At 67.0% G+C, this 18,829-nt stretch carries 17 protein-coding genes and 1 pseudogene; 10 read left to right on the forward strand and 8 right to left on the reverse strand.

From position 1 onward, the window contains the following. Window position 1: 1 nt before the first annotated feature. A complete protein-coding gene (locus tag EYZ64_RS29685; RefSeq protein WP_167858024.1) occupies window positions 2-1,060 on the reverse strand; it encodes an ATP-dependent DNA ligase in 1,059 nt (352 codons plus the stop codon). Window positions 1,061-1,290: 230 nt separating this feature from the next. Between EYZ64_RS29685 and EYZ64_RS29690 the strand changes: the two genes are divergently transcribed. After that, the gene (locus EYZ64_RS29690; RefSeq protein WP_135459342.1) at window positions 1,291-2,364 is read left to right on the forward strand and encodes an ATP-dependent DNA ligase; all 1,074 of its coding nucleotides are present in this window, start codon (window positions 1,291-1,293) and stop codon (window positions 2,362-2,364) included. Here EYZ64_RS29690 and EYZ64_RS29695 read toward each other — a convergent pair. From EYZ64_RS29695 to EYZ64_RS29705, 3 genes and pseudogenes are all read right to left on the reverse strand, one after another. Then, window positions 2,361-3,215, reverse strand: a complete 855-nt coding sequence (locus tag EYZ64_RS29695; RefSeq protein WP_135459343.1) for a hypothetical protein — start codon at window positions 3,213-3,215, stop codon at window positions 2,361-2,363. The two genes, EYZ64_RS29690 and EYZ64_RS29695, sit on opposite strands and share 4 nt — an antisense overlap. Window positions 3,216-3,267: 52 nt before the next feature. Next, window positions 3,268-3,411, reverse strand: a pseudogene (locus EYZ64_RS29700) (helix-turn-helix domain-containing protein); the annotation flags it as partial. A gap of 230 nt (window positions 3,412-3,641) precedes the next feature. Continuing rightward, the gene (locus EYZ64_RS29705; protein ID WP_135459344.1) at window positions 3,642-4,943 is read right to left on the reverse strand and encodes a carboxylesterase family protein; all 1,302 of its coding nucleotides are present in this window, start codon (window positions 4,941-4,943) and stop codon (window positions 3,642-3,644) included. 25 nt (window positions 4,944-4,968) lie between these two features. Between EYZ64_RS29705 and gluQRS the strand changes: the two genes are divergently transcribed. The 4 genes from gluQRS to EYZ64_RS29725 all read left to right on the forward strand — a co-directional run bounded on the left by gluQRS (window position 4,969) and on the right by EYZ64_RS29725 (window position 9,397). Then, complete coding sequence (gene gluQRS, locus EYZ64_RS29710; protein WP_135459345.1) at window positions 4,969-5,850, forward strand: tRNA glutamyl-Q(34) synthetase GluQRS; 882 nt, start codon at window positions 4,969-4,971, stop codon at window positions 5,848-5,850. Window positions 5,851-5,894: 44 nt separating this feature from the next. After that, a complete protein-coding gene (locus EYZ64_RS29715; protein ID WP_135459346.1) occupies window positions 5,895-7,367 on the forward strand; it encodes an ABC transporter permease subunit in 1,473 nt (490 codons plus the stop codon). Continuing rightward, window positions 7,364-8,128: an amino acid ABC transporter ATP-binding protein gene (locus EYZ64_RS29720; RefSeq protein ID WP_135459347.1), complete on the forward strand. Its 765-nt coding sequence runs from the start codon at window positions 7,364-7,366 to the stop codon at window positions 8,126-8,128. The genes EYZ64_RS29715 and EYZ64_RS29720 overlap by 4 nt, the downstream gene beginning before the upstream one ends. A 123-nt stretch (window positions 8,129-8,251) precedes the next feature. Next, on the forward strand, window positions 8,252-9,397 hold the full coding sequence (locus tag EYZ64_RS29725; RefSeq protein WP_167858025.1) for an MFS transporter: 1,146 nt from the start codon (window positions 8,252-8,254) through the stop codon (window positions 9,395-9,397). On the opposite strand, the gene EYZ64_RS29730 is transcribed toward EYZ64_RS29725, so the two are convergent. The 3 genes from EYZ64_RS29730 to tgt all read right to left on the reverse strand — a co-directional run bounded on the left by EYZ64_RS29730 (window position 9,365) and on the right by tgt (window position 13,192). Continuing rightward, on the reverse strand, window positions 9,365-10,576 hold the full coding sequence (locus tag EYZ64_RS29730) for a saccharopine dehydrogenase family protein (RefSeq protein WP_135459349.1): 1,212 nt from the start codon (window positions 10,574-10,576) through the stop codon (window positions 9,365-9,367). The two genes, EYZ64_RS29725 and EYZ64_RS29730, sit on opposite strands and share 33 nt — an antisense overlap. A 76-nt stretch (window positions 10,577-10,652) precedes the next feature. Then, a complete protein-coding gene (locus EYZ64_RS29735; RefSeq protein ID WP_135459350.1) occupies window positions 10,653-11,885 on the reverse strand; it encodes a cytochrome P450 in 1,233 nt (410 codons plus the stop codon). Window positions 11,886-11,923: 38 nt separating this feature from the next. Beyond that, on the reverse strand, window positions 11,924-13,192 hold the full coding sequence (gene tgt, locus EYZ64_RS29740; protein ID WP_135459351.1) for a tRNA guanosine(34) transglycosylase Tgt: 1,269 nt from the start codon (window positions 13,190-13,192) through the stop codon (window positions 11,924-11,926). Between the two features lie 66 nt (window positions 13,193-13,258). Between tgt and EYZ64_RS29745 the strand changes: the two genes are divergently transcribed. Continuing rightward, a complete protein-coding gene (locus EYZ64_RS29745; RefSeq protein ID WP_135459352.1) occupies window positions 13,259-13,708 on the forward strand; it encodes a lipoprotein LpqH in 450 nt (149 codons plus the stop codon). On the opposite strand, the gene EYZ64_RS29750 is transcribed toward EYZ64_RS29745, so the two are convergent. After that, window positions 13,695-14,618: a haloalkane dehalogenase gene (locus EYZ64_RS29750; RefSeq protein WP_135459353.1), complete on the reverse strand. Its 924-nt coding sequence runs from the start codon at window positions 14,616-14,618 to the stop codon at window positions 13,695-13,697. The genes EYZ64_RS29745 and EYZ64_RS29750 overlap by 14 nt on opposite strands. Before the next feature lie 137 nt (window positions 14,619-14,755). Here EYZ64_RS29750 and EYZ64_RS29755 point away from each other — a divergent pair, with 137 nt between their 5' ends. From EYZ64_RS29755 to EYZ64_RS29770, 4 genes are all read left to right on the forward strand, one after another. Beyond that, window positions 14,756-15,250 carry a lipoprotein LpqH gene (locus EYZ64_RS29755; protein WP_135459354.1) on the forward strand — a complete coding sequence of 165 codons (495 nt, stop codon included), beginning with the start codon at window positions 14,756-14,758 and terminating at the stop codon, window positions 15,248-15,250. Window positions 15,251-15,356: 106 nt separating this feature from the next. Further along, window positions 15,357-16,685, forward strand: coding sequence for a PE-PPE domain-containing protein (locus EYZ64_RS29760; RefSeq protein WP_135459355.1), 1,329 nt, complete (start codon window positions 15,357-15,359; stop codon window positions 16,683-16,685). A gap of 23 nt (window positions 16,686-16,708) precedes the next feature. Beyond that, on the forward strand, window positions 16,709-18,475 hold the full coding sequence (locus EYZ64_RS29765; RefSeq protein ID WP_135459356.1) for a penicillin-binding transpeptidase domain-containing protein: 1,767 nt from the start codon (window positions 16,709-16,711) through the stop codon (window positions 18,473-18,475). Window positions 18,476-18,576: 101 nt separating this feature from the next. After that, window positions 18,577-18,825, forward strand: a complete 249-nt coding sequence (locus tag EYZ64_RS29770; protein ID WP_135459357.1) for a hypothetical protein — start codon at window positions 18,577-18,579, stop codon at window positions 18,823-18,825. The last annotated feature ends 4 nt before the right edge of the window (window positions 18,826-18,829 follow it).

The raw sequence follows: 18,829 nt of genomic DNA on the forward strand, positions 1-18,829 counted from the left end.
CTCAGCTGTCTCCCTCTAGGACGTCGTACAGGTCGTAGTTCAGCGGCACGTCGAGCTGGTCGAACGTGCAGCTCGCCGGTTCCCGGTCCGGGCGCCAGCGCAGGAACTTCACCGCGTGCCGGAAGCGTTGCCCGTGAACGGTGTTGCCTTCCATCTGGTCATAGGCCACCTCGCACACGCGCTCGGGGCGCACCGGAATCCAGCGCTTGTCGGCGGCCGAGTTCCAGCGGCTCGGGTCGCCCTCGCGGACTTCATCGCCCTCCCGCAGCGGTTCCAGGTCGGCCAGCAGCTTGACCCGATCCTTCACGCTGAACGAGGCTGCGCCACCGACCATCTGCAGCTCACCGTCGGCGCGGTAGAGACCGAGCAGGATCGAGCCGACGCCCTCGCCGCTCTTGTGGATGCGGTAACCGATCGCCACACAGTCGGCGTCGCGGTGGTGCTTGACCTTCACCATCTCCCGCTTGCCCGGCAGGTAGGGCCCGTCGAGCTTCTTGGCGATCACCCCGTCGAGCCCGGCCCCCTCGAAGGTCTGCAACCACTGCGCACCGAGTTCGGGATCGGTGGTGGTCCGCGTGACATGGCACCACTGCTTGGCGTTGACGGCGTCGATCAGCGCCTCGCGGCGCACCCGGAAGGGCTCGTCGAGCAAGGCCCGGTCACCGGTGGCCAGGGCGTCGAATCCGATGAAGTGCGCGGGGGTCTGTTCGGCGAGCATCCGCACCCTCGTCTCCGCCGGGTGGATGCGCTGCGACAACGACTCCCAGTCCAGGCGTACCCGGCCGTCGATCTCGCGGGGCACCACCACCTCGCCGTCGAGGACACAGCGGTCGGCGAGTTCGTCACGCAGCGCGTCGAGCAGTTCGGGGAAGTAGCGCCCGAGTTCCTTCCCGCTGCGCGATTGCAGCACCACCTCGTCGCCGTCACGGAAGGCCAGCGCGCGGAACCCGTCCCATTTCGGCTCGTAGGACCACACCCCGGCCTCATCGGGCACCTTTACCTGGGCTTTGGCGAGCATCGGTTCGATCGGCGGCACTACGGGTAGGTCCACGGGCTCCATCCTGGTTCATCGGGGTGTCATGGATCTAGACCGCCGCGCCGCCGCCAACTCATCGCACGGATCTGCGGAACAGTCCGGCGGCGGTTGGGACCAGTCACGCTCTGCTTGACGCATACCCGAAGGGGCCGCCTGAAACCCGGTACTCCCGCTCTTGCCTCGCGACTTGGCCGGACTGCGTAGCGCATACTGAATAGCCGCAAACTGAAAAGTTCACACCCAGATCCGGATCCATGCTGCTACCCGTGATGCCGCCCGTCTCGCCGATGCTGGCCAAGCCGGCAACGGTGATTCCACCGGATGCGTCGTACGAACCCAAATGGGACGGGTTCCGCGCGCTGGTGTTCCGCGACGGTGACGAAGTCGAGCTGGGCAGCCGCAACGAGCGGCCGATGACCAGGTACTTCCCCGAACTGGTCGAGGCAGCCAAAGCCGAACTGCCACCGCGGTGTGTCGTCGACGGCGAGATCGTCCTACCCACCGACCGTGGCCTGGATTTCGAAGCCCTGCAACTGCGTCTGCACCCGGCGGCATCCCGAGTGCGCCTGCTGGCCGCACAGACACCGGCCTGCTTCATCGCCTTCGACCTGCTCGCCCTGGGTGACGACGACCTCACCGGGCGCCCGTTCATGCAACGCCGAGCCGCCCTTGTAGACGCGCTGGGTTCGGGGCCGTCCTTCCATGTCACCCCGGCCACCACCGATCTGCCGACCGCGCGGCGCTGGTTCGACGAATTCGAGGGAGCCGGGCTCGACGGGCTGATCGCCAAGCCGCTCACGCTCACCTACCAGCCGGACAAACGGGTCATGGTGAAGATCAAGCACCAGCGGACCGCCGACTGTGTGGTCGCCGGCTATCGGCTCCACAAGTCGGGCCCGGATGCGATCGGCTCGCTGCTGCTCGGGCTCTACACCGACGACGGCGAGCTGGCATCCGTCGGCGTCATCGGCGCCTTCCCGATGGAACGACGCCGGGCCCTGTTCACCGAATTGCAGCCCCTGGTCACCGATTTCGAGCACCACCCCTGGAACTGGGCCGCTCAGGTGGCCGCCGACCCGGACCTCGCCCGCAGGTACGGCGGCGGCTCGCGCTGGAACGCCGGCAAGGATCTGTCCTTCGCGCCGCTACGACCCGAACGTGTGGTCGAGGTCCGCTACGACCACATGGAAGGCAGACGGTTCCGGCACACCGCCCAGTTCAACCGCTGGCGACCCGACCGGGACCCGCGGTCGTGCACCTATGCCCAGCTGGACCAGCCGGTCACCTTCCGGCTCAACGACATCGTCCCGGGCCTACTTCCCGACTAGTGGTGATCCGGTGGCTGCAGCCAGGTGGCGAGATTGCGGACGTAATCCTTGAACACCCCGAGAAGCGATGGATCGGACCTGATCTGCCAACCGGGCCGATCGGTGACGAACGACGGTGCCCCGCGGTCCAGGTCCCAGTTGTAATCGGCGAAATGGTGGAAGGTCGACTCCGCCACAGCCCGGCCCATCGGTCTGCCGTCGGGCGTGCGCTCACCGTCGAGCGCGACCGCGAGATTGAACCGCCTGCCGGTCGCGGCGCTGCGTCCCCGGGCCACCACCGTGGCGCACGGCACCCGGGCCGAGACCGAACCCTCATGGGGGTGGGCCGGGAACCACTCGATGCGGCCGCTGGCGGTCCGGGCCGTGCGCAGCAGCTGGTGCCCCGGCTCCTCGGCCAGCACCGGCTGATAGTCACCGTTGGAGCCCGAGTGATAGTTGGGCCACGAGATGTCCGGATTGTCCTGGTCGTCGCAGCGGGACACCGGGTCCACGCTGTCGTCGTGGAATTCGTTGACCTGCCCCAACGACCCCAGCCCCCGCAGGCAGCTGCCCAGGTCCTGATGATCGCGCGCGGTGAGCACCCCGCCGCCGAGCCCGCGGAACCGGCCGATCGCCGCACATTCGTCAGGCGTGAGTCCGTTGCCGACGTCGACGGCCAGCAGCCACAGCTGGTCGAACCCTAGCTCGTCGAGATTGCGGAGCACCGGATCCTGCGCAACGCCATCGGCCCGATTACGGGCAAGCACATCGTGCCCGTCCGCCCGTAACTCGGCGGCCAGCAGCGAGAAACGGCTGACGTCCCAATCGTCGGGATTCGCTGTGATCGTGGTTTGCAGCAGGATCGTCGCCATCCGATGAGCCTGGCTGCTCCGATGATGCTTCGGACCCTTGAAAACCCGTGGTTCAACCGGTCCAGGACACGGATCGCAGCTGCCTGCGTGACCGGACACCGAGCTTGACGAAGACGTTGCGCAAGTGCCATTCGACAGTGTGGGTGCTGATGAACAACTGCGCACCGATCTCCTGGTTGGTCAGCCCGCCACGGGCCGGATCGGCGGACAGGATCGAGCTCGGGGTCGGTGGCAACCGCCAACGTACGGTGCACTTCCCGGCGGTCGGCCGTGTCCGCCGCCCGGTAGGCAGCCGACCGGACCAGGGTTCGAAGTGCCGCGCATTCGCTGACGCGGCCACGCAGGGACGGGACTGCGCCCATAATCGCCGTCACACCACCGCGTCCGAATTTTGCCGGAACCCTACCAAGGGCTGTCTGTTCCGGCTCAGCCGAACCGCAACGACGGCGCGGGCAGTGATTCGACGCCATGATGAGCGAATTGCGTCCAGCGAGTGCGCATCTCGGTAGACAGCTGACTGTCGATGGTCCGCTGTGGGCCGAGCATCGGGGCGTCCGCCCAGGTCTGCGGTGAGCCGAACAGGAACGGCAACTCCATGCAATGGCACGCGCCCAACGGGGCGTTGACCGGTGTCCAGTCGAATCGATAGGTGCCCACCCGGCCGCCGTCGGCCCGCCAGGCCTCGGCCAGTCGCTCGGCGGGGCCAGAGAACGCCTGTTTCGTGATCGCCGCCGACCCCGCCCGCACGGCGAGACGCCCGAGGACCGGTACCCGGTTGAGCCTGGCCACCCGAGGGTCCATCGCGACGAACGGCGCGGCGTCGTCCTTGGTGTAGCCGATGAACAGCTCGATGCGGCCCGCGGCGGCGGCGATCGCGTCGGGTACGTCCGCGGGTGCCGGCAGCGGCCCCCGGCCCAGCCGGGGTGCGAACGCAAGACCGCCCAGCAGGCCGAAGCCCTGCGCGGCGGCGACAGCGGCGCCTTCCGCGGCGAGCAGCTGTTCGATGCTTGCGCCGGCCGGATCGGCACCGGCCAGCGAGGTCGCCATCGCCGAGCCCATGGCCCGCGCCATGTCGTCACGCCCGTCGTCCAACTCCAGCGGGGCGCTCTGCAGGATCGCGCGGTGGAACAGCCCGATCGCGTCCTCACACAACATGAGCGACATGACCGAATGCGCGCCGGCCGATTGACCGAAGGCGGTGACATTGGCCGCGTCACCACCGAATGCGGCGATGTTGTCTTGCACCCAGCGCAGCGCCAGGATCTGATCGCGCAGTCCCAGGTTGTCCTCACCAGCCCCGGGTGGCGCCAGATAGCCGAAGATGCCGAGCCGGTAGCTCACGTTGACCACCACCACGTTGCCGGCGCGGGCCATGGCACCGGGGTCGTACTTGGCCGACTCTCCGCTGCCCGCGACGTACGCACCGCCGTGGAACCACACCATGACCGGGAGCCGGTGCGCATCGGCCGGGGCGGTGACGGTGAGCACGAGGCAGTTCTCGTTCGTCGTCAGGCCCGCGAGTGCGTCGCCGGTGACCCAGCCCAACCGCGACGGCCGCTGCGGGCAGGCCGGACCTGACTGCGTCGCGTCGCGGACACCCGACCAGGCCGGGGGCGGTTCGGCCACCGCGAATCGTTTCGCGGTGCCGTAGCGCACGCCCCGCGCGCGCACCAGCCCGTCCTGATGGTCGACCTGGATCGTGCCGCCCTTGATGTGTCGCTCGCGCACAAAGCCAACGTTATAGATTGCGGGCGTGAGCCTCACCCCCGCCGGGCGGTTCGCGCCGAGCCCGTCGGCCGACCTGCACATCGGCAACCTGCGCACCGCGGTGCTGGCCTGGTTGTTCGCCCGGTCCACCGGGCGGCGGTTCCTGCTGCGGGTCGAGGACCTCGATGACCGCACGTTCGCCGAGATCGGTACGCGACAAGTGGCCGACCTGGCCGCGATCGGGCTGACGTGGGATGAGCCGGTGGAATGGCAGACGGGTCACCAGGACCGCTACGACGCCGTGATCGAGCAGTTGCGGGCCGACGGCCTTCTGTACGAATGCTATTGCAGCCGAAGGGATATCGCCCAGGCGCCGCGCGCCCCACATGCCCCGGAAGGCGCGTACCCAGGCACGTGCCGGGACCTGACCGACACCGAACGCGCACAGCGCCGCGCCGAAACCGATCGCCCACCTGCGCTACGGCTACGCACCGACACGTTCGTCGGCACCGTCACCGACCTGCTGCACGGCAGCTACACCGGGATCATCGACGACTTCGTGGTGCGCCGCGGTGACGGCGTGCCCGCCTACAACCTGGCCGTGGTGGTCGATGACGCGGCGAGCGGCGTCGACCAGGTGGTGCGGGGCGACGACCTGTTGAGCTCGTCCCCGCGCCAGGCGTACCTGGTACGGCTGCTGGACTACCCCGAGCCGACGTATGCGCACGTGCCGCTGGTGCTCAACGAGGACGGCGCCCGGCTGGCCAAACGCGACGGCGCGGTCACCCTGGCCGAGATCGGGATCGAGCGGGCATTGGAGCAGATCAGCGCATCGCTGGGCTGGCCGGCCCTGGGCCTCGACGGCATGCTCGACCGATTCGACCCGGCCGCTCTGCCGCGGCATCCGTGGATATATCAGCCGGGCTGAGCAGAAACCTGCAGAACCTCCCGCACCCCTGTTAGCGTCCGGCGGTGCGCTCCCGACGAATTCCACTGCTGGGACTCCTGCTGATCCTCGCGGCACTGATCGCCGCGTGTGGACCGAAGGCTCCAGAGGCCGGCGGACCGTTGCAGGCCGGCGTGCTGCGGGTCGGCACCGAGGGGGTGTACGCACCGTTCAGTTATCACGACCCCGCCTCCGGACAACTCGTCGGATACGACGTCGACGTCGCCCGCGCAGTCGCCGACAAACTCGGAGTCAGAGTCGAATTCGTCGAGACACCATGGGACTCGATCTTCGCCGCGCTCGAGGCCAACCGCTTCGACGTGGTCGCCAACGAGGTGACCATCAATAACGAGCGCAAGGCGAAATATGACCTGTCCGAACCGTATTCGGTGGGCGAGGGCGTCATCGTCACCCGCGCCGACGACGATTCGATCAAGACCCTCGCCGATCTGAAAGGCAAGGTCGCCGCCGAGAACGCGACCAGCAACTGGTCGGAGATCGCCCGCAAGGCCGGGGCCCGGGTGGAAGCGGTCGAAGGATTCACCCAGGCCATCAAGCTCCTCAACCAGGGCCGGGTCGACGTCGTGGTCAACGACAGCATCGCCGTCTACGCCTACCTCGCCGAGACCGGCGACAAGTCGGTCAAGATCGCCGGGAACGTCGGGGCGAAGAGCGAACAGGGCTTCGCCGCCCGAAAGAACAGTGGGCTGCTCCCCGACCTCGACAAGGCCCTGGACGAGCTGCGCGCCGACGGCACGTTGGCCGCCATCTCACAGAGGTACCTCAAGGCTGACGCCTCCGGCACACCCACGGGATCCCAGGAGCTCAAGCAGCCGAAGTCGACGTGGGAGCTGATCCTGGACAGCCTCGGCCCGCTGGCCAAGGCCGCGATCACCATGACGATCCCGCTCACGATCGTCAGCTTCATCATCGGCCTGGTGATCGCCCTGGCAGTCGCGTTGGCCCGGTTGTCGTCGAACCGGGTGCTGAGCAACATCGCCCGGTTCTACATCTCGATCATCCGCGGGACACCGCTCCTGGTGCAGCTGTTCATCGTGTTCTTCGCGCTGCCCGAGTTCGGGGTGAAGATCGATCCGTTCCCGGCCGCGGTGATCGCGTTCAGCCTCAACGTCGGCGGCTACGCCGCCGAGATCATCCGCTCGGCGATCCAGAGCATCCCGAAGGGACAGTGGGAGGCGGCCGAGACGATCGGGCTGAACTACACCGGCACGCTGCGGCGCATCATCCTGCCGCAGGCCGCCCGGGTGGCGGTACCGCCGCTGTCGAACACCTTGATCTCCCTGGTCAAAGACACGTCGCTGGCTTCGACCATCCTGGTGACCGAACTGCTGCGCCAAGCCCAGATCATCGCGGCGCCGACATTCGAGTTCTTCGCCCTCTACGGCACGGCCGCGATCTACTACTGGGTGATCTGCCTGGTGCTGTCGTTCGGCCAGAGTCGCCTGGAACGCCGACTGGAAAGGCACATTGCGCGATGACCACAGAACGCGACGACCGGATCGTCGCCACCGATGTGCACAAGGCGTTCGGCGACTTCCAGGTGCTCAAGGGCGTGTCGTTCAGGGTGCCGCGGGGCACCGCGACCACCGTGATCGGCCCGTCGGGTTCCGGTAAGACCACGCTGTTGCGCACGCTGAACGCCCTCGATGTGGCCGACTCCGGGGTGATCCGGGTCGGTGACACCGAAATCGACTTCGCCAAGCCGGTTCCCAAGGACCAGCTGCGCGGCTACCGGGCACAGAGCGGCTTTGTGTTCCAGTCCCACAACCTGTTCCCGCACAAGACGGTGCTGCAGAACGTCACCGAGGGCCCGCTGGTGGTGCAGAAGCGCCCGCGTGACGAGGTGGTGGCCGAGGCCACCGAGCTACTGGGGCAGGTGGGCCTGGCCGACCAGCAGGACAAGTATCCGTATCAGCTCTCGGGCGGCCAGCAGCAGCGCGTCGGAATCGCTCGGGCACTGGCGTTGAAACCCAAAGTGGTGCTGTTCGACGAGCCGACCTCGGCGCTCGATCCGGAACTGGTCGGAGAGGTGCTCGCGGTGATCCGCGATCTGGCCGTCGAAGGTTGGACTCTGGTGATCGTGACGCACGAAATCCAGTTCGCCAGACAGGTTTCCGATCAGGTGCTGTTCACCGATCGCGGGGTGATCCTGGAGCAGGGTCCGCCCGCCGCGGTGATCGGCGACCCAAAAGAAGAGCGCACCCGCCAGTTCCTGCAGCGGATCCTGAACCCGCTCTAGCGGCTTGTTCGGCCACTCTCCCACACCGCGTGGTCCGATTTCCGCCAGCACCCCGGCGCGTGTGCTCATACCGTCACCGACATGACACCGCAGGCCGAAATACACCGAACCACCGTGTGGTTCATGACGATTGCCGCAGCGCTCGGCACCGCCGCCATCTACCCACTGCAACCGGCAATATCCGATGTCGCTGACAGCCTTGACATCTCGGTCGCCCAGGTCGGGATCGCCCTGGCGTGCGGTCCGGTCGGCTACCTGTTGGGGCTCGCGATGCTGGTGCCGCTCGTCGACCGGTTTCCGCCGAAATACATACTCGCAGCGCAGTTCGGCGCCTTGGCCGCGGCGTTGGCCGCCAACGCCGCCGCAGGCGCCGTGTGGATCCTTGGGCTCACGGTCGGGGTGATCGGTGCCTGCTCCACCGTCGGTGCGCAATTGAGTTCGATCACCGCGCGCTTCGTCCCGGACGGCCGTCGGGCCACCGCGCTGGGCATTGTGACAGCGGGCATCTCGGCCGGGATCATCGGCGGCCGCATCGCCGGTGGGTGGCTGACCGACGTGTTGGGATGGCGGGGCGGCTTGGTCGTGTTCGCACTCGCGTGCGTCGTCGCCGCACTCGTCGCATTGCGGACCCTGCCCGCCTCCGCCGGTTCGGCCACGAGCGGCTACCTGGCGACGCTTCGCAGCCTGCCGGGCCTGTACCTGCGATTCCCGACGTTGCGCATCGCCGCGATACGCGGCGCGCTCTGGTTTTTCGCGTTCTGCGCGGTGTGGGCCGGCCTGGCCGTCGCGTTGGCTCAGCCGCCGTACTCATACTCAGCCGAGCGGATCGGGCTGTACGCCCTCGCCGGTCTATTGGGCATTGTCGCCACGCGCATCGCCGGGGTGTGGACCGACCGTGTGGGCGCACGACGAGTCATGATGGTCGGGTTGCTCATCGCCGCCTTCGGCGCGATCGCCCTCGGCGGGTGCCTGTCGAACCCGGTGGCCACCCTCGTCTGCCTGGCGGTGTTCGACGCCGGGCTGTTCGCCGCCCAAGTGGCCAATCAGAGCACGGTTCTGGCCATCGACCCGGCCGCGCCGGCACGGTTCAACAGCGCTTACATGGTGGTGTACTTCGTGGGCGGCAGCCTGGGTACCGCATTCGGCGCCGCCGCCGTCGGGTGGCTGGGCTGGCCGGTGACCGCGGCCGTCACCGCTGCGGCGATCGCGCTCGCGATACTGCTGACCGCCACCGGGCTACGGCGCGAGCTCCTTGATGCCCCACGGTGAGCCGTAGTCCTTCAACAGATCCAGGAACGGCACCGCGTCGAACGCCTCCGGGCCCAGCACGCCGGCGCCGCTCCAGGTTCCGTTGGCCAGGAGTTCCAGCGCCACAACGGGATTGATCGCGGTCTGCCACACCACGCACTGATGCCCGTACTCGGCCATCGACCATTGGTTGTCGACGACGTGGTACAGGTACGTCGAGCGCGGGTTACCGTCCTTCCCGGTGCCCGTCACCCACAGCCCCGCACAGGTCTTGCCGTGCATCTGCGGGCCGAGCGTCGCCGGGTTGGGCAGGCAGGCCGCGACCACGTCGCGGGGGCTGACCTGGACGGGGCCGACCGTGACGTTGTCGGTGCGGTCGAGCCCCACCTTGTGCAGAGCCTTGAGCACATCGATGAACTCGGTGCCGAGGCCGTATTTGAACGTGGCGCGCTTGCAGTCCACCCATCGTGGCATCAACAGCACTTCCTCGTGCTCGACGTTGACGCATTCGACCGGGCCGATGCCTTCGGGAAAGTCGAAAACCTCTGGCTCACTGAATGGTTCGGTGACGAACCAGCCGCGGTCGGCCTCCCAGATCACCGGCGGGTTCAGGCACTCCTCGATCGTGGTCCAGATCGAGAACGACGGCGCGAAGTCGTAGCCGTCGACGGTGAGGTTGGACCCGTCGCGGGTGCCGAGCTCGTCGATCTCGGAGAACAAATGATCGGCGGCGTAGCGCGCGAACACATCGGAGAGCCCGGGTTCCACACCGATGCCAACCAGGGCCAGCCTGCCCGCGGCCTGCCAGTCGTCGGCAACCGCGAACTGTTCGTCACCGAGCTTGACCCCGGTGAGCTCGTAGGGCTTGTCGGGATGACGATGCGACAGGCTCATCGCCATGTCGAGGTAGTCGGCGCCACCGGCCAGGGCACCGTTGAAGATCGGCATCACGAACCGGGGATCGACGGCGTTCATCACGTGGGTGATGTTGTGTTGCCCGACCAGTGCGGCGACGGCCTCGGCCGAGCTCGCGTCCACCTGGGCGGCGCTGAACCGCGGGTCGCCGACCTCGTCGACCGCCGTGGCGGCCCGGGCCTCGTCGTAATCGCACACCACGATCTGCTCGAAGAAGCCGCGCCGGGCCGCGATCGCACAGAACGCGGCACCCACGCCGCCGGCACCGACCAAGAGGATCCGCATGCCGAAGAACCGTACCTACAGATTGCGGTTTTCGTCGGTGTTGGACGATTTCTTCGATGAATCCGTGGCAGATCGTCTAAATCTCCACGGATAACGTCGACATCCCTCGCAAGGTCAGGTTCGCCTTGTACACCGGGTCGGCAGCCAGGCGGGCCTGCGGGAACCGCGCGGTGACCGCCGACAGCGCCACCGACGCCTCCAACCGGGCCAGCGGTGCGCCCAGGCAGAAATGCGGGCCCTTGCCGAACCCGATGTGCCGGATGTTCTCGCGGTCCGGATCGAATTCGCCGGGCCGCTCACTGGCCGCCGGGTCACGGTGCGCGGCGGCCAGTAACAGCAGCATGGTGTCGCCGGCCGGGATCGTGATGTCACCAATTGTCATGTCTTCACCGGCAATTCGGCCCACCAGTTGCACCGGCGGGTCGTACCGCATGGTCTCTTCGATGATCGCGGCCACCCGCGAGGCGTCCGCCCCGAGCGCGGCCCACTGGGCCGGATGGCGCAGCATCGCCAGCGTCGCGTTGGCGATCAGGTTGACCGTCGTCTCGTGTCCGGCGACGAGCAGCAGATTGCACGTCGCGACGATCTCGTCCTCGGTGAGCTGGTCCCCCGATTCCTCGACCGCGATCAGCCCGGACATCAGGTCCTCACCGGGAACACTGCGGCGGGCATCGATGAGCTCGCGCAGATAGTCGCCCAGCCATATCCCGGCCTTCATCTGCTCATCGAACAGATCCGAGGTATGACCGGTCAGGGCCAGGAACGGGTCCAGCGAGGCGGCCAGCAGACCCGAGGCGTGACTGAATTTCGGCTCATCCTCGACGGGCACGCCGAGCAGGCGGCAGATCACCGCCACCGGCAGCGGGTAGGCCAGGTCGTCGATGGCGTCAAAACTCCCCTGCCTCTCGACGCCGTCGAGCAGCCCGTTCACCAGGTCGGTGACGTCGGGTTCGAGGGCCTTGACCACCTTCGGCACGAAGGCCTTGCTGACCAGCTTGCGCAGTCGGGTGTGATCGGGCGGGTCGAGGAACAGGAAATTGGTCGCGCCGCGGGGACGCGGCCCAGGCTCGGACTCGAGCTGCCGCTGGGCGATGGTGGAGTTGGTCCGGTCGCTGCGCGACGCCGGGTGTCGCAGCACCTCATCACAGTCGGCGAACGACGTAAACACCGTGAGGTTGGACTCGGGTAGGTGCAGGGGTCCGAGCTCACGGATCCGGTTGTACGTCGGGTAAGGATCGGCCCGGCAGGCCGGGTCGAGCAGCTGCATCAGCAGGGCCTGCGGGGCCTGATCGTCGGTGACGGTCGCCATCTTCTTATTGTGCACACGTAGAAAAGAGGACAGCTGCCTCAGGCTTTTCGCTCTTCGCGCAAGCGCTCATCGGAAACTCCGTAGTACCGCCCCAGCACGTGCGCCCGCAGCTCATCGAACTCACCGGCCACGATCGACGCCCGGATCTGGTCGACCAGCCGGATCACGAACCGCTCGTTGTGGATCGTGCACAGCGTCGCCGACAGCATCTCCTTGGCCTTGAACAGATGCCGGATGTAGGCGCGTGAATAGTTGGCGCAGGTGTAGCAATCGCATTCGGCGTCGATCGGGGTGAAGTCCCGCTTGTACCGGGCCCCGGTGATGTTGAACCGCCCCGTCGCCGAGTACACCGCCGCATTGCGCGCCACCCGCGACGGCGATACGCAGTCGAAGGTGTCGGCTCCGGCGGCCACCGCATCGAACAGGTCATCGGGCTCGCTGATCCCGAGCAGGTGGCGCGGCTTGTCCGCGGGCAGCTCACTGCTGACCCAGCCGACGATGGTCGCCAGATTCTGCTTCTCCAGCGCGCCGCCGATGCCGTAGCCGTCAAAGTTCAGCCCCTCGGCGGGCCCGGCCTCCTGCCCGATCGAGGCCAGCCCACTCGCGGCCTGCCGGCGCAGATCCTCGTACTGGGCGCCCTGTACCACGCCGAACAGCGCCTGCCGCGGCCGCTCCGGCGACAGCCCCTGCAGCCGGTGGTGCTCGACCAGACACCGCACCGCCCACTCATGGGTGCGCTGTACCGAGCTTTCCTGGTAGGCGCGGGTGTTGACCAGGGTGGTGAGCTCGTCGAACGCGAAGATGATGTCGGCGCCGAGCTTGTTCTGGATGCCGATCGACACCTCCGGGGTGAACCGGTGTTTCGAGCCGTCCAGATGCGAGCGGAACGTGACGCCGTCGTCGTCCACGACGGCCAGCCGTTCTTTGCCCTTGGCGATGATGTCGTCTTTCTGCAGCCGCTCGGTGTCCATGGCCAGGACCTTCTTGAACCCGACACCCAGCGACATCACCTGGAAGCCGCCGCTGTCGGTGAAGGTCGGGCCGGGCCAGTTCATGAACGCCCCCAGCCCGCCGGCCTCGGCCACGACGTCCGGGCCCGGCTGCAGGTACAGGTGATAGGCATTGGCCAGGACCGCTTGAGCACCAAGCTGTTTCATGGTCTCGGGAAGAACCGATTTCACGGTGGCCGCAGTGCCGACCGCGATGAACGCCGGAGTCTGGATATCGCCGTGCGGAGTGTGAATGGTCCCGACCCGACCGAGTCGGCCGGGCAACTCGGCCTCCACGGTGAAATACGGCTGGTCCACACCAGGTATTCAACCGGATGCTCGTCCGATTTCCGTCACGGGGGCGGACGCGACCATACTGCGGACGTGAATTTGGTCATGCGCCGCCCCATTGTCATTGCCACCGGATTTGCTGTGTGTCTGGCTGCCGTCGCCGGATGTTCGTCGCAGGAGTCGGGTTCTTCAGGTAAGTCCGGCCAGGGCCGGGTCACCTTCGGTCCCAACGACGCAGGCCCGGTCACCAGTGTCAGCTGCGAGACCAAGGACGGCCTGACCACGATCAGCATCGAGGGCAAGATGCCGGCCTCCATCGCGCTGACCGACGGTGAGGCCCCGGTGGTGCAGTCGGTGAACATCGGTGACGTGAACGGCGAGGGTTCGTCGCTGACCTATCTCTCCGGCCTGTCGGGTGCCCCGGTGGTGGCGGCGCGCGACGGCAAGGGCTACACCATCACAGGCACCGGCATGGGCATCGATCCCAACGAACCGAGCTCGCCGGTGGACATGCCGTTCGACATCGCGGTCACCTGCCCGTAGGTGAACGGCCGGCCAGGAACTCGACGGTCGCCTCAGCGAGTTCCTCGCCGGCATCCTCCTGCAGGAAATGACCGGCATCGCGGATCACCGGATGGTCGATCCCCTGCGCGCCGCGCATCTCCCGCTTGAAGATGGGCGCCATGCCGCCGGTGATCGGATCACCATCACTGAACGCCACCAGCATCGGAGTCTGGCTGGCCGACAACACCTTCCATGCCGACCGGTTGGCGGCCGAGGCCGGATCGTCGGGCGAGGTGGGCACCAGGCCGGGCATCGCCCGCGGGCCCGCGCAGTAGGAGTCGTCGGGGAACGGCGCGTCGTAGGCCGCACGGACCTCATCGCTGACCGGGCGCCGACAACCTGCCGCCACGAACCGCCCGACGTCGATCGTGGGCAAGTTCTGGATCGCGGTGCGGAACTGCCACCAGATTTCGGGCATCGGGATGTCGCCGGTGGGCAGCCCGGTGTTGGCGACAACGATGTTGGAGAACCGGTCGGGGTGTTCAGCAGCCAACCGCAGCCCGATCAGGCCACCCCAGTCCTGACAGACCAGGGTCACCCGCCGCAGGTCCAGCACGTCGAAGACCAGCGCCCGCATCCACTCGACATGGCGCGCGTAACTGTGGTCCTCGATGCGGGTGGGTTTGTCCGAGCGGCCGAAGCCGACCAGGTCTGGGCAGACGACCCGATGCCCCGCCCCGGCCAGTACCGGAATCATCCGACGGTAGAGAAACGACCACGATGGTTCCCCATGCAACAACAGGACCGGATCGGCATCGGGTGGGCCGTCCTGGACCCAGGCCACCCGCAGATGACCGCCATCCGCGTCATCGACATCGGAATACTCTGGCAGGTAAGCAAATTCAGGCAGATCGCAGAAACGGTCTTCCGGTGTGCGCAACGTCTGCATGACGCTGAACTTACGACCGTCCCGTCCCCATGGCGAACAATTCGCTCAAACCCACGCCCACGACCTGCACAAACTCCATACTTCTGCCTGACAGCCCGCCACTCATGACGGGCTGCGCAACCGTGAGGAGAGCAGTGGTGAAGCGTGAGTTCCTGGTGGCTGTAGGCGGCGCCGCGATCGTCGTCGCAGGCCTGTCTGGCTGTTCGTCGAGCGACAAGAAAGACACTTCCAGCGACACGAAGGCGACCGCGTCGGCGACCGCGTCGGTCGAGGCCGGCGGTGCCACGGCGACAACGGGCACGGGCACCGCCCGCGTCTCCATCGACGGCAAAGAGCAGAAGCTGGAGGGCACAGTCGTGTGTGCCACGGTCGCAGGCAATGTCAGCCTGTCCGTCGGACAAGGCATGTCCGGAGTCACCGCCACGCTCAGCGAGGGCGACAAGCCATCGGTGACCGCCGTGGCGTTGGGCAATATCGACGGCGTCAGCCTCGGCTACACCCCCGGCGTTCCCGGCGGCAGCGCAGAAGCCACCAAGGATGGCAACACCTACACGATCAAGGGCGAAGCGACCGGCGCCGGTGGAACGGGCATGGTTACCAAGCCTTTTGAGCTCGAAGTGGCCTGCCCCTAGCAGTTTCGTCACAACTAGCAAACATCTGGCATAGTGTGGGCCCGGACTGACCCCGGGCCCACGCTCCGTTCTCAGTCGTTTCCACCCGCACGATCTGAGGAGCACCGTGGCCACTCACCGTAAGCGCGCGCGTTCATCCGCTGCCGTGGTGGCCGGTGCCACCGCCGGCTTGGCGGCAGTCCTCACGTTCGGACAGGTCGCCGACGCGCTCGCGGCCACCCTGCCGGGCAACAACGCTGTCGTAGGGGTGGGCGGGGCAAGCGACACCAAGAGTGCGCGGATCCAGGACAAGTTTCTCGGCGAGTACGTTCCGTACAACAACAAGTTCGTCAGCGTCGATGACGACCAATACAAGGCCGTCGAATATTCGGCCTCGCTGCCGATCGATTCGGGTGTGGCTGACGGGCGCGCGCCGCTGATCCAGCAAGTGGGCGTTGCCCGCACCCAGGTCGGCCCCAACGGGACGGTCTACATCGTCGGCTACTCCGAGGGGTCCCTCGTCGCCGAGAATTACAAGCGCGAACTGAATGCCGGAACGGTGGATCCCGGCGGGAACATTGAATTCGTCTACATCGCGGCACCGACGGTTCCCAACGGCGGAATCTATGCCCGCTTCCCGGATCTGGGGCCGCTCGGACTCCTCGGGTTCACCAGCACCGGCGCGGCAGCGTCCACCCCCTACAGCCAAACCTTCGTCACCATCGAGTACGACCCGATCGGTGACTTCCCGGCCTATGCCAACCCGCTGTCACTGGCCAATGCCGCCGCGGGGTTCTTCTATCTGCACGGTGATCCGACCCCGGATGCCACCGATCTGAACGACGCGGACGGGCTGTTGGTCAAGACCGTCCAGAAGCCCGGCGGGGCCACCGACACCTACATCCTGGTCAAGACCGAGCATCTGCCCTTGCTGCAGCCCATCCGGGACGTATCCACCGCGCTGAACACCACAGCATTCACCGAGCCGGTGCTCGGCGCGATCGAGCCGACACTCAAGCTCGGCGTCGATATGGGCTACACCGACCGTCACTACCAGAATGCCGACAAGCCGACCCGCTTCTCGTTGATCACCCCACCCAAGCGGATTGCCGAGACCATCAACCAGCTGCCCGACGCCTTGCAGCAGGGCGCGGACAACTTCAGGAACGGATTGCCTTCTACCACATCGCCTTCGACGACGTCGGGAACCACCGAACGCAACGCGGAGAAGAAGGACATCCCCAAGGTCGTTGAGCCGAAAGTCGAGACCAAGGACGGGGCCTATGTCCCCAGGAAGCCGGTCAAACGCACCCCCGTACAGCGGCGCGACGACGTGCGCAACGCGGTGTCGGACGTGACGACGAACGTCAGGGATTCGTTCAAGCCAAAGCCGAAACACGAGGCCAAGCCCAAGGCCGGGTCGGACCACGAGTCAGGCACCGACAAGGCCGCCTGACTCGCTGATGTCATGCTGGGAGCATGACTCAACGGCGCGCCTTGCTCTTGCTGCTGTGCCTGTTTCTCCCGATCGTGGGATGTTCCTCCTCTCCCGACCCGGCTGACCGCTTCGCCGCCTTCGCCGATGCCCTGCAGCGCAAAGACGCCAGCGGAGCAGCCGCACAGACCACCGACCCCGCATCCGCCGAGCCGGCAATCAAGTCGATGTTCGACGGCATGGGCGACGCCGCCGCGGTCAAGGTCAGCGCCGAACCCGAGGACCGCAACGAGTCCGGCGCGACACTTAAGTATCAGTGGTCTTGGGGCGAAGGCCACGATTTTGCCTATGACACCACGGGTACCGCCACCAAGACCGGTGACGACTGGCGCATCTCCTGGACGCCGACGCTGCTGCACCGAGATCTGCGGGACGGCTTGAGGTTTCAATACAGCACCGACAGCGACCTGCAGACCCCGGTGCTCGACCGGACCGGTCAGCCATTGATGACGTGGCAGACCGTGGGTGTGATCTCCCTGGACCGCGCCCACCTGGATTCGGCCGCCCCACTGGCCGCGCTGCTGGCCCCCTTCGATGCCACCACCACCGCGGAATCCATCGGCGCACAGTTCGCGTCGAACTCCGATGACCGGGTGACGGTGATGAAGTTGCGCGAAGATGACCTCTCAGCGGTGCGCGACCAACTGACCCAGGTTCCGGGTGTGACGGTGGCCGAGCAGGGTGAGCTGCTGACAGCCGACCGCCAGTTGTCCTCACCCGCCATCAGCGGTCTGGCGCAGCTGTGGCACGACCGGATCACCAAAGCCGCCGGGTGGTCGGTCTATCTGGTCGACGGGAAGGGCGCAGCCGCTCAGCGGCTGACCGCGCAACCACCGGCGCCGACCGACCCGATGCGCACCACGCTGGACCTGCGGCTTCAACTGCTTGCTCAACAGGCCGTCGCCCAGGAGGCCCGGCCCGCCGTGGTGGTCGCGATCTCCGGCTCGACGGGCGGCATCCTGGCCGCCGCGCAGAACACCGCCGCAGATCCGCAAGGCGCCATTGCCTTTTCGGGTCTATATCCGCCGGGCTCGACGTTCAAGACCATCACCACCGCTGCCGCTCTGGAAGCCAACCTGGCGACCCCGGACACCCCGGTGGCCTGCCCCGGCCGGTTGACGATCGAGAACCGCACCATCCCCAACGACGACGACTTCGACCTGGGGACGGTGCCGTTGGCGTCGGCGTTCTCGCATTCGTGCAACACCAGCATGGCCGCCCTGTCGGACAAGCTGCCCCCTGACGCACTGACCAAGACCGCCCGAGCCTTCGGCATCGGGGTGGACTTCACCATCCCGGGGCTCACCACGGTGACCGGCCGGGTTCCCAACGCGGACACCGCCGCCCAGCGGGTCGAGAACGGTATCGGCCAGGGAACCGTGACGGTCAGCCCGTTCGGCCTCGCGGTCGCCGAGGCCAGCCTGGCGCACGGCTCGACCATCCTGCCCACCCTGGTCGACGGCGACAAGGTGACCGCCGATACCCCCTCGGAGTCGCTGCCGGCCGCCGTCACCGGGGCACTGCGGGACATGATGCGCAAGACCGTGACCGAGGGCACCGCAAGCCAATTGAGCGACGTCCCCGATCTCGGTGGCAAGACCGGCACCGCCGAGTTCGGCGACAACACGCACTCGCACGGATGGTTCGCCGGTATCGCCGGTGACATCGCGTTCGCCACCCTGGTGGTGGGCGGTGACTCGTCGGCGCCCGCGGTGAAGATCTCCGGAGACTTCCTGCGGGCTACCGGCTAGCCCTACCTGTGAGATGGGTGTCAGCAGCGACGACACCGAAGTGCCGGAGCGACAGGATTCATTCATCGCCAGCAAGGGCGACCGGCACCCAGGAGACCACCGTGAAGAACCCGATGAAGTTCGTCGCCACCGCACTGGCCGCCGCCGCGATCGGCGGGGCAGTCGCCATGGCCCCGATCGTCGCCGCTGACAGCGGTTCGCACACGACCACCGCCAACAGCCCGATGACGGGTACCGACCCTCTGGTCCCCTATGGCACCAATCCCTATCTCCCCTACCCCCAGGGCTACGTCGATTCCAATCATGACGAGGTCTACACCACGAATGGCAGTGTCGAACTTCCGTTCTGAGGCC

The organism is Mycobacterium sp. DL99 (genome assembly GCF_004762045.1).
Taxonomy (GTDB): domain Bacteria; phylum Actinomycetota; class Actinomycetes; order Mycobacteriales; family Mycobacteriaceae; genus Mycobacterium.

Bases quoted from the DNA above. Each gene is read 5' to 3' on its own strand.
- EYZ64_RS29725 (WP_167858025.1), top strand. From the start codon at position 8,252: ATGACGATTGCCGCAGCGCTCGGCACCGCCGCCATCTACCCACTGCAA.
- EYZ64_RS29690 (WP_135459342.1), top strand. From the start codon at position 1,291: ATGCTGCTACCCGTGATGCCGCCCGTCTCGCCGATGCTGGCCAAGCCG.
- EYZ64_RS29735 (WP_135459350.1), bottom strand. From the start codon at position 11,885: ATGGCGACCGTCACCGACGATCAGGCCCCGCAGGCCCTGCTGATGCAG.
- EYZ64_RS29720 (WP_135459347.1), top strand. From the start codon at position 7,364: ATGACCACAGAACGCGACGACCGGATCGTCGCCACCGATGTGCACAAG.
- EYZ64_RS29750 (WP_135459353.1), bottom strand. From the start codon at position 14,618: ATGCAGACGTTGCGCACACCGGAAGACCGTTTCTGCGATCTGCCTGAA.
- EYZ64_RS29685 (WP_167858024.1), bottom strand. From the start codon at position 1,060: ATGGAGCCCGTGGACCTACCCGTAGTGCCGCCGATCGAACCGATGCTC.
- EYZ64_RS29730 (WP_135459349.1), bottom strand. From the start codon at position 10,576: ATGCGGATCCTCTTGGTCGGTGCCGGCGGCGTGGGTGCCGCGTTCTGT.
- EYZ64_RS29765 (WP_135459356.1), top strand. From the start codon at position 16,709: ATGACTCAACGGCGCGCCTTGCTCTTGCTGCTGTGCCTGTTTCTCCCG.
- EYZ64_RS29695 (WP_135459343.1), bottom strand. From the start codon at position 3,215: ATGGCGACGATCCTGCTGCAAACCACGATCACAGCGAATCCCGACGAT.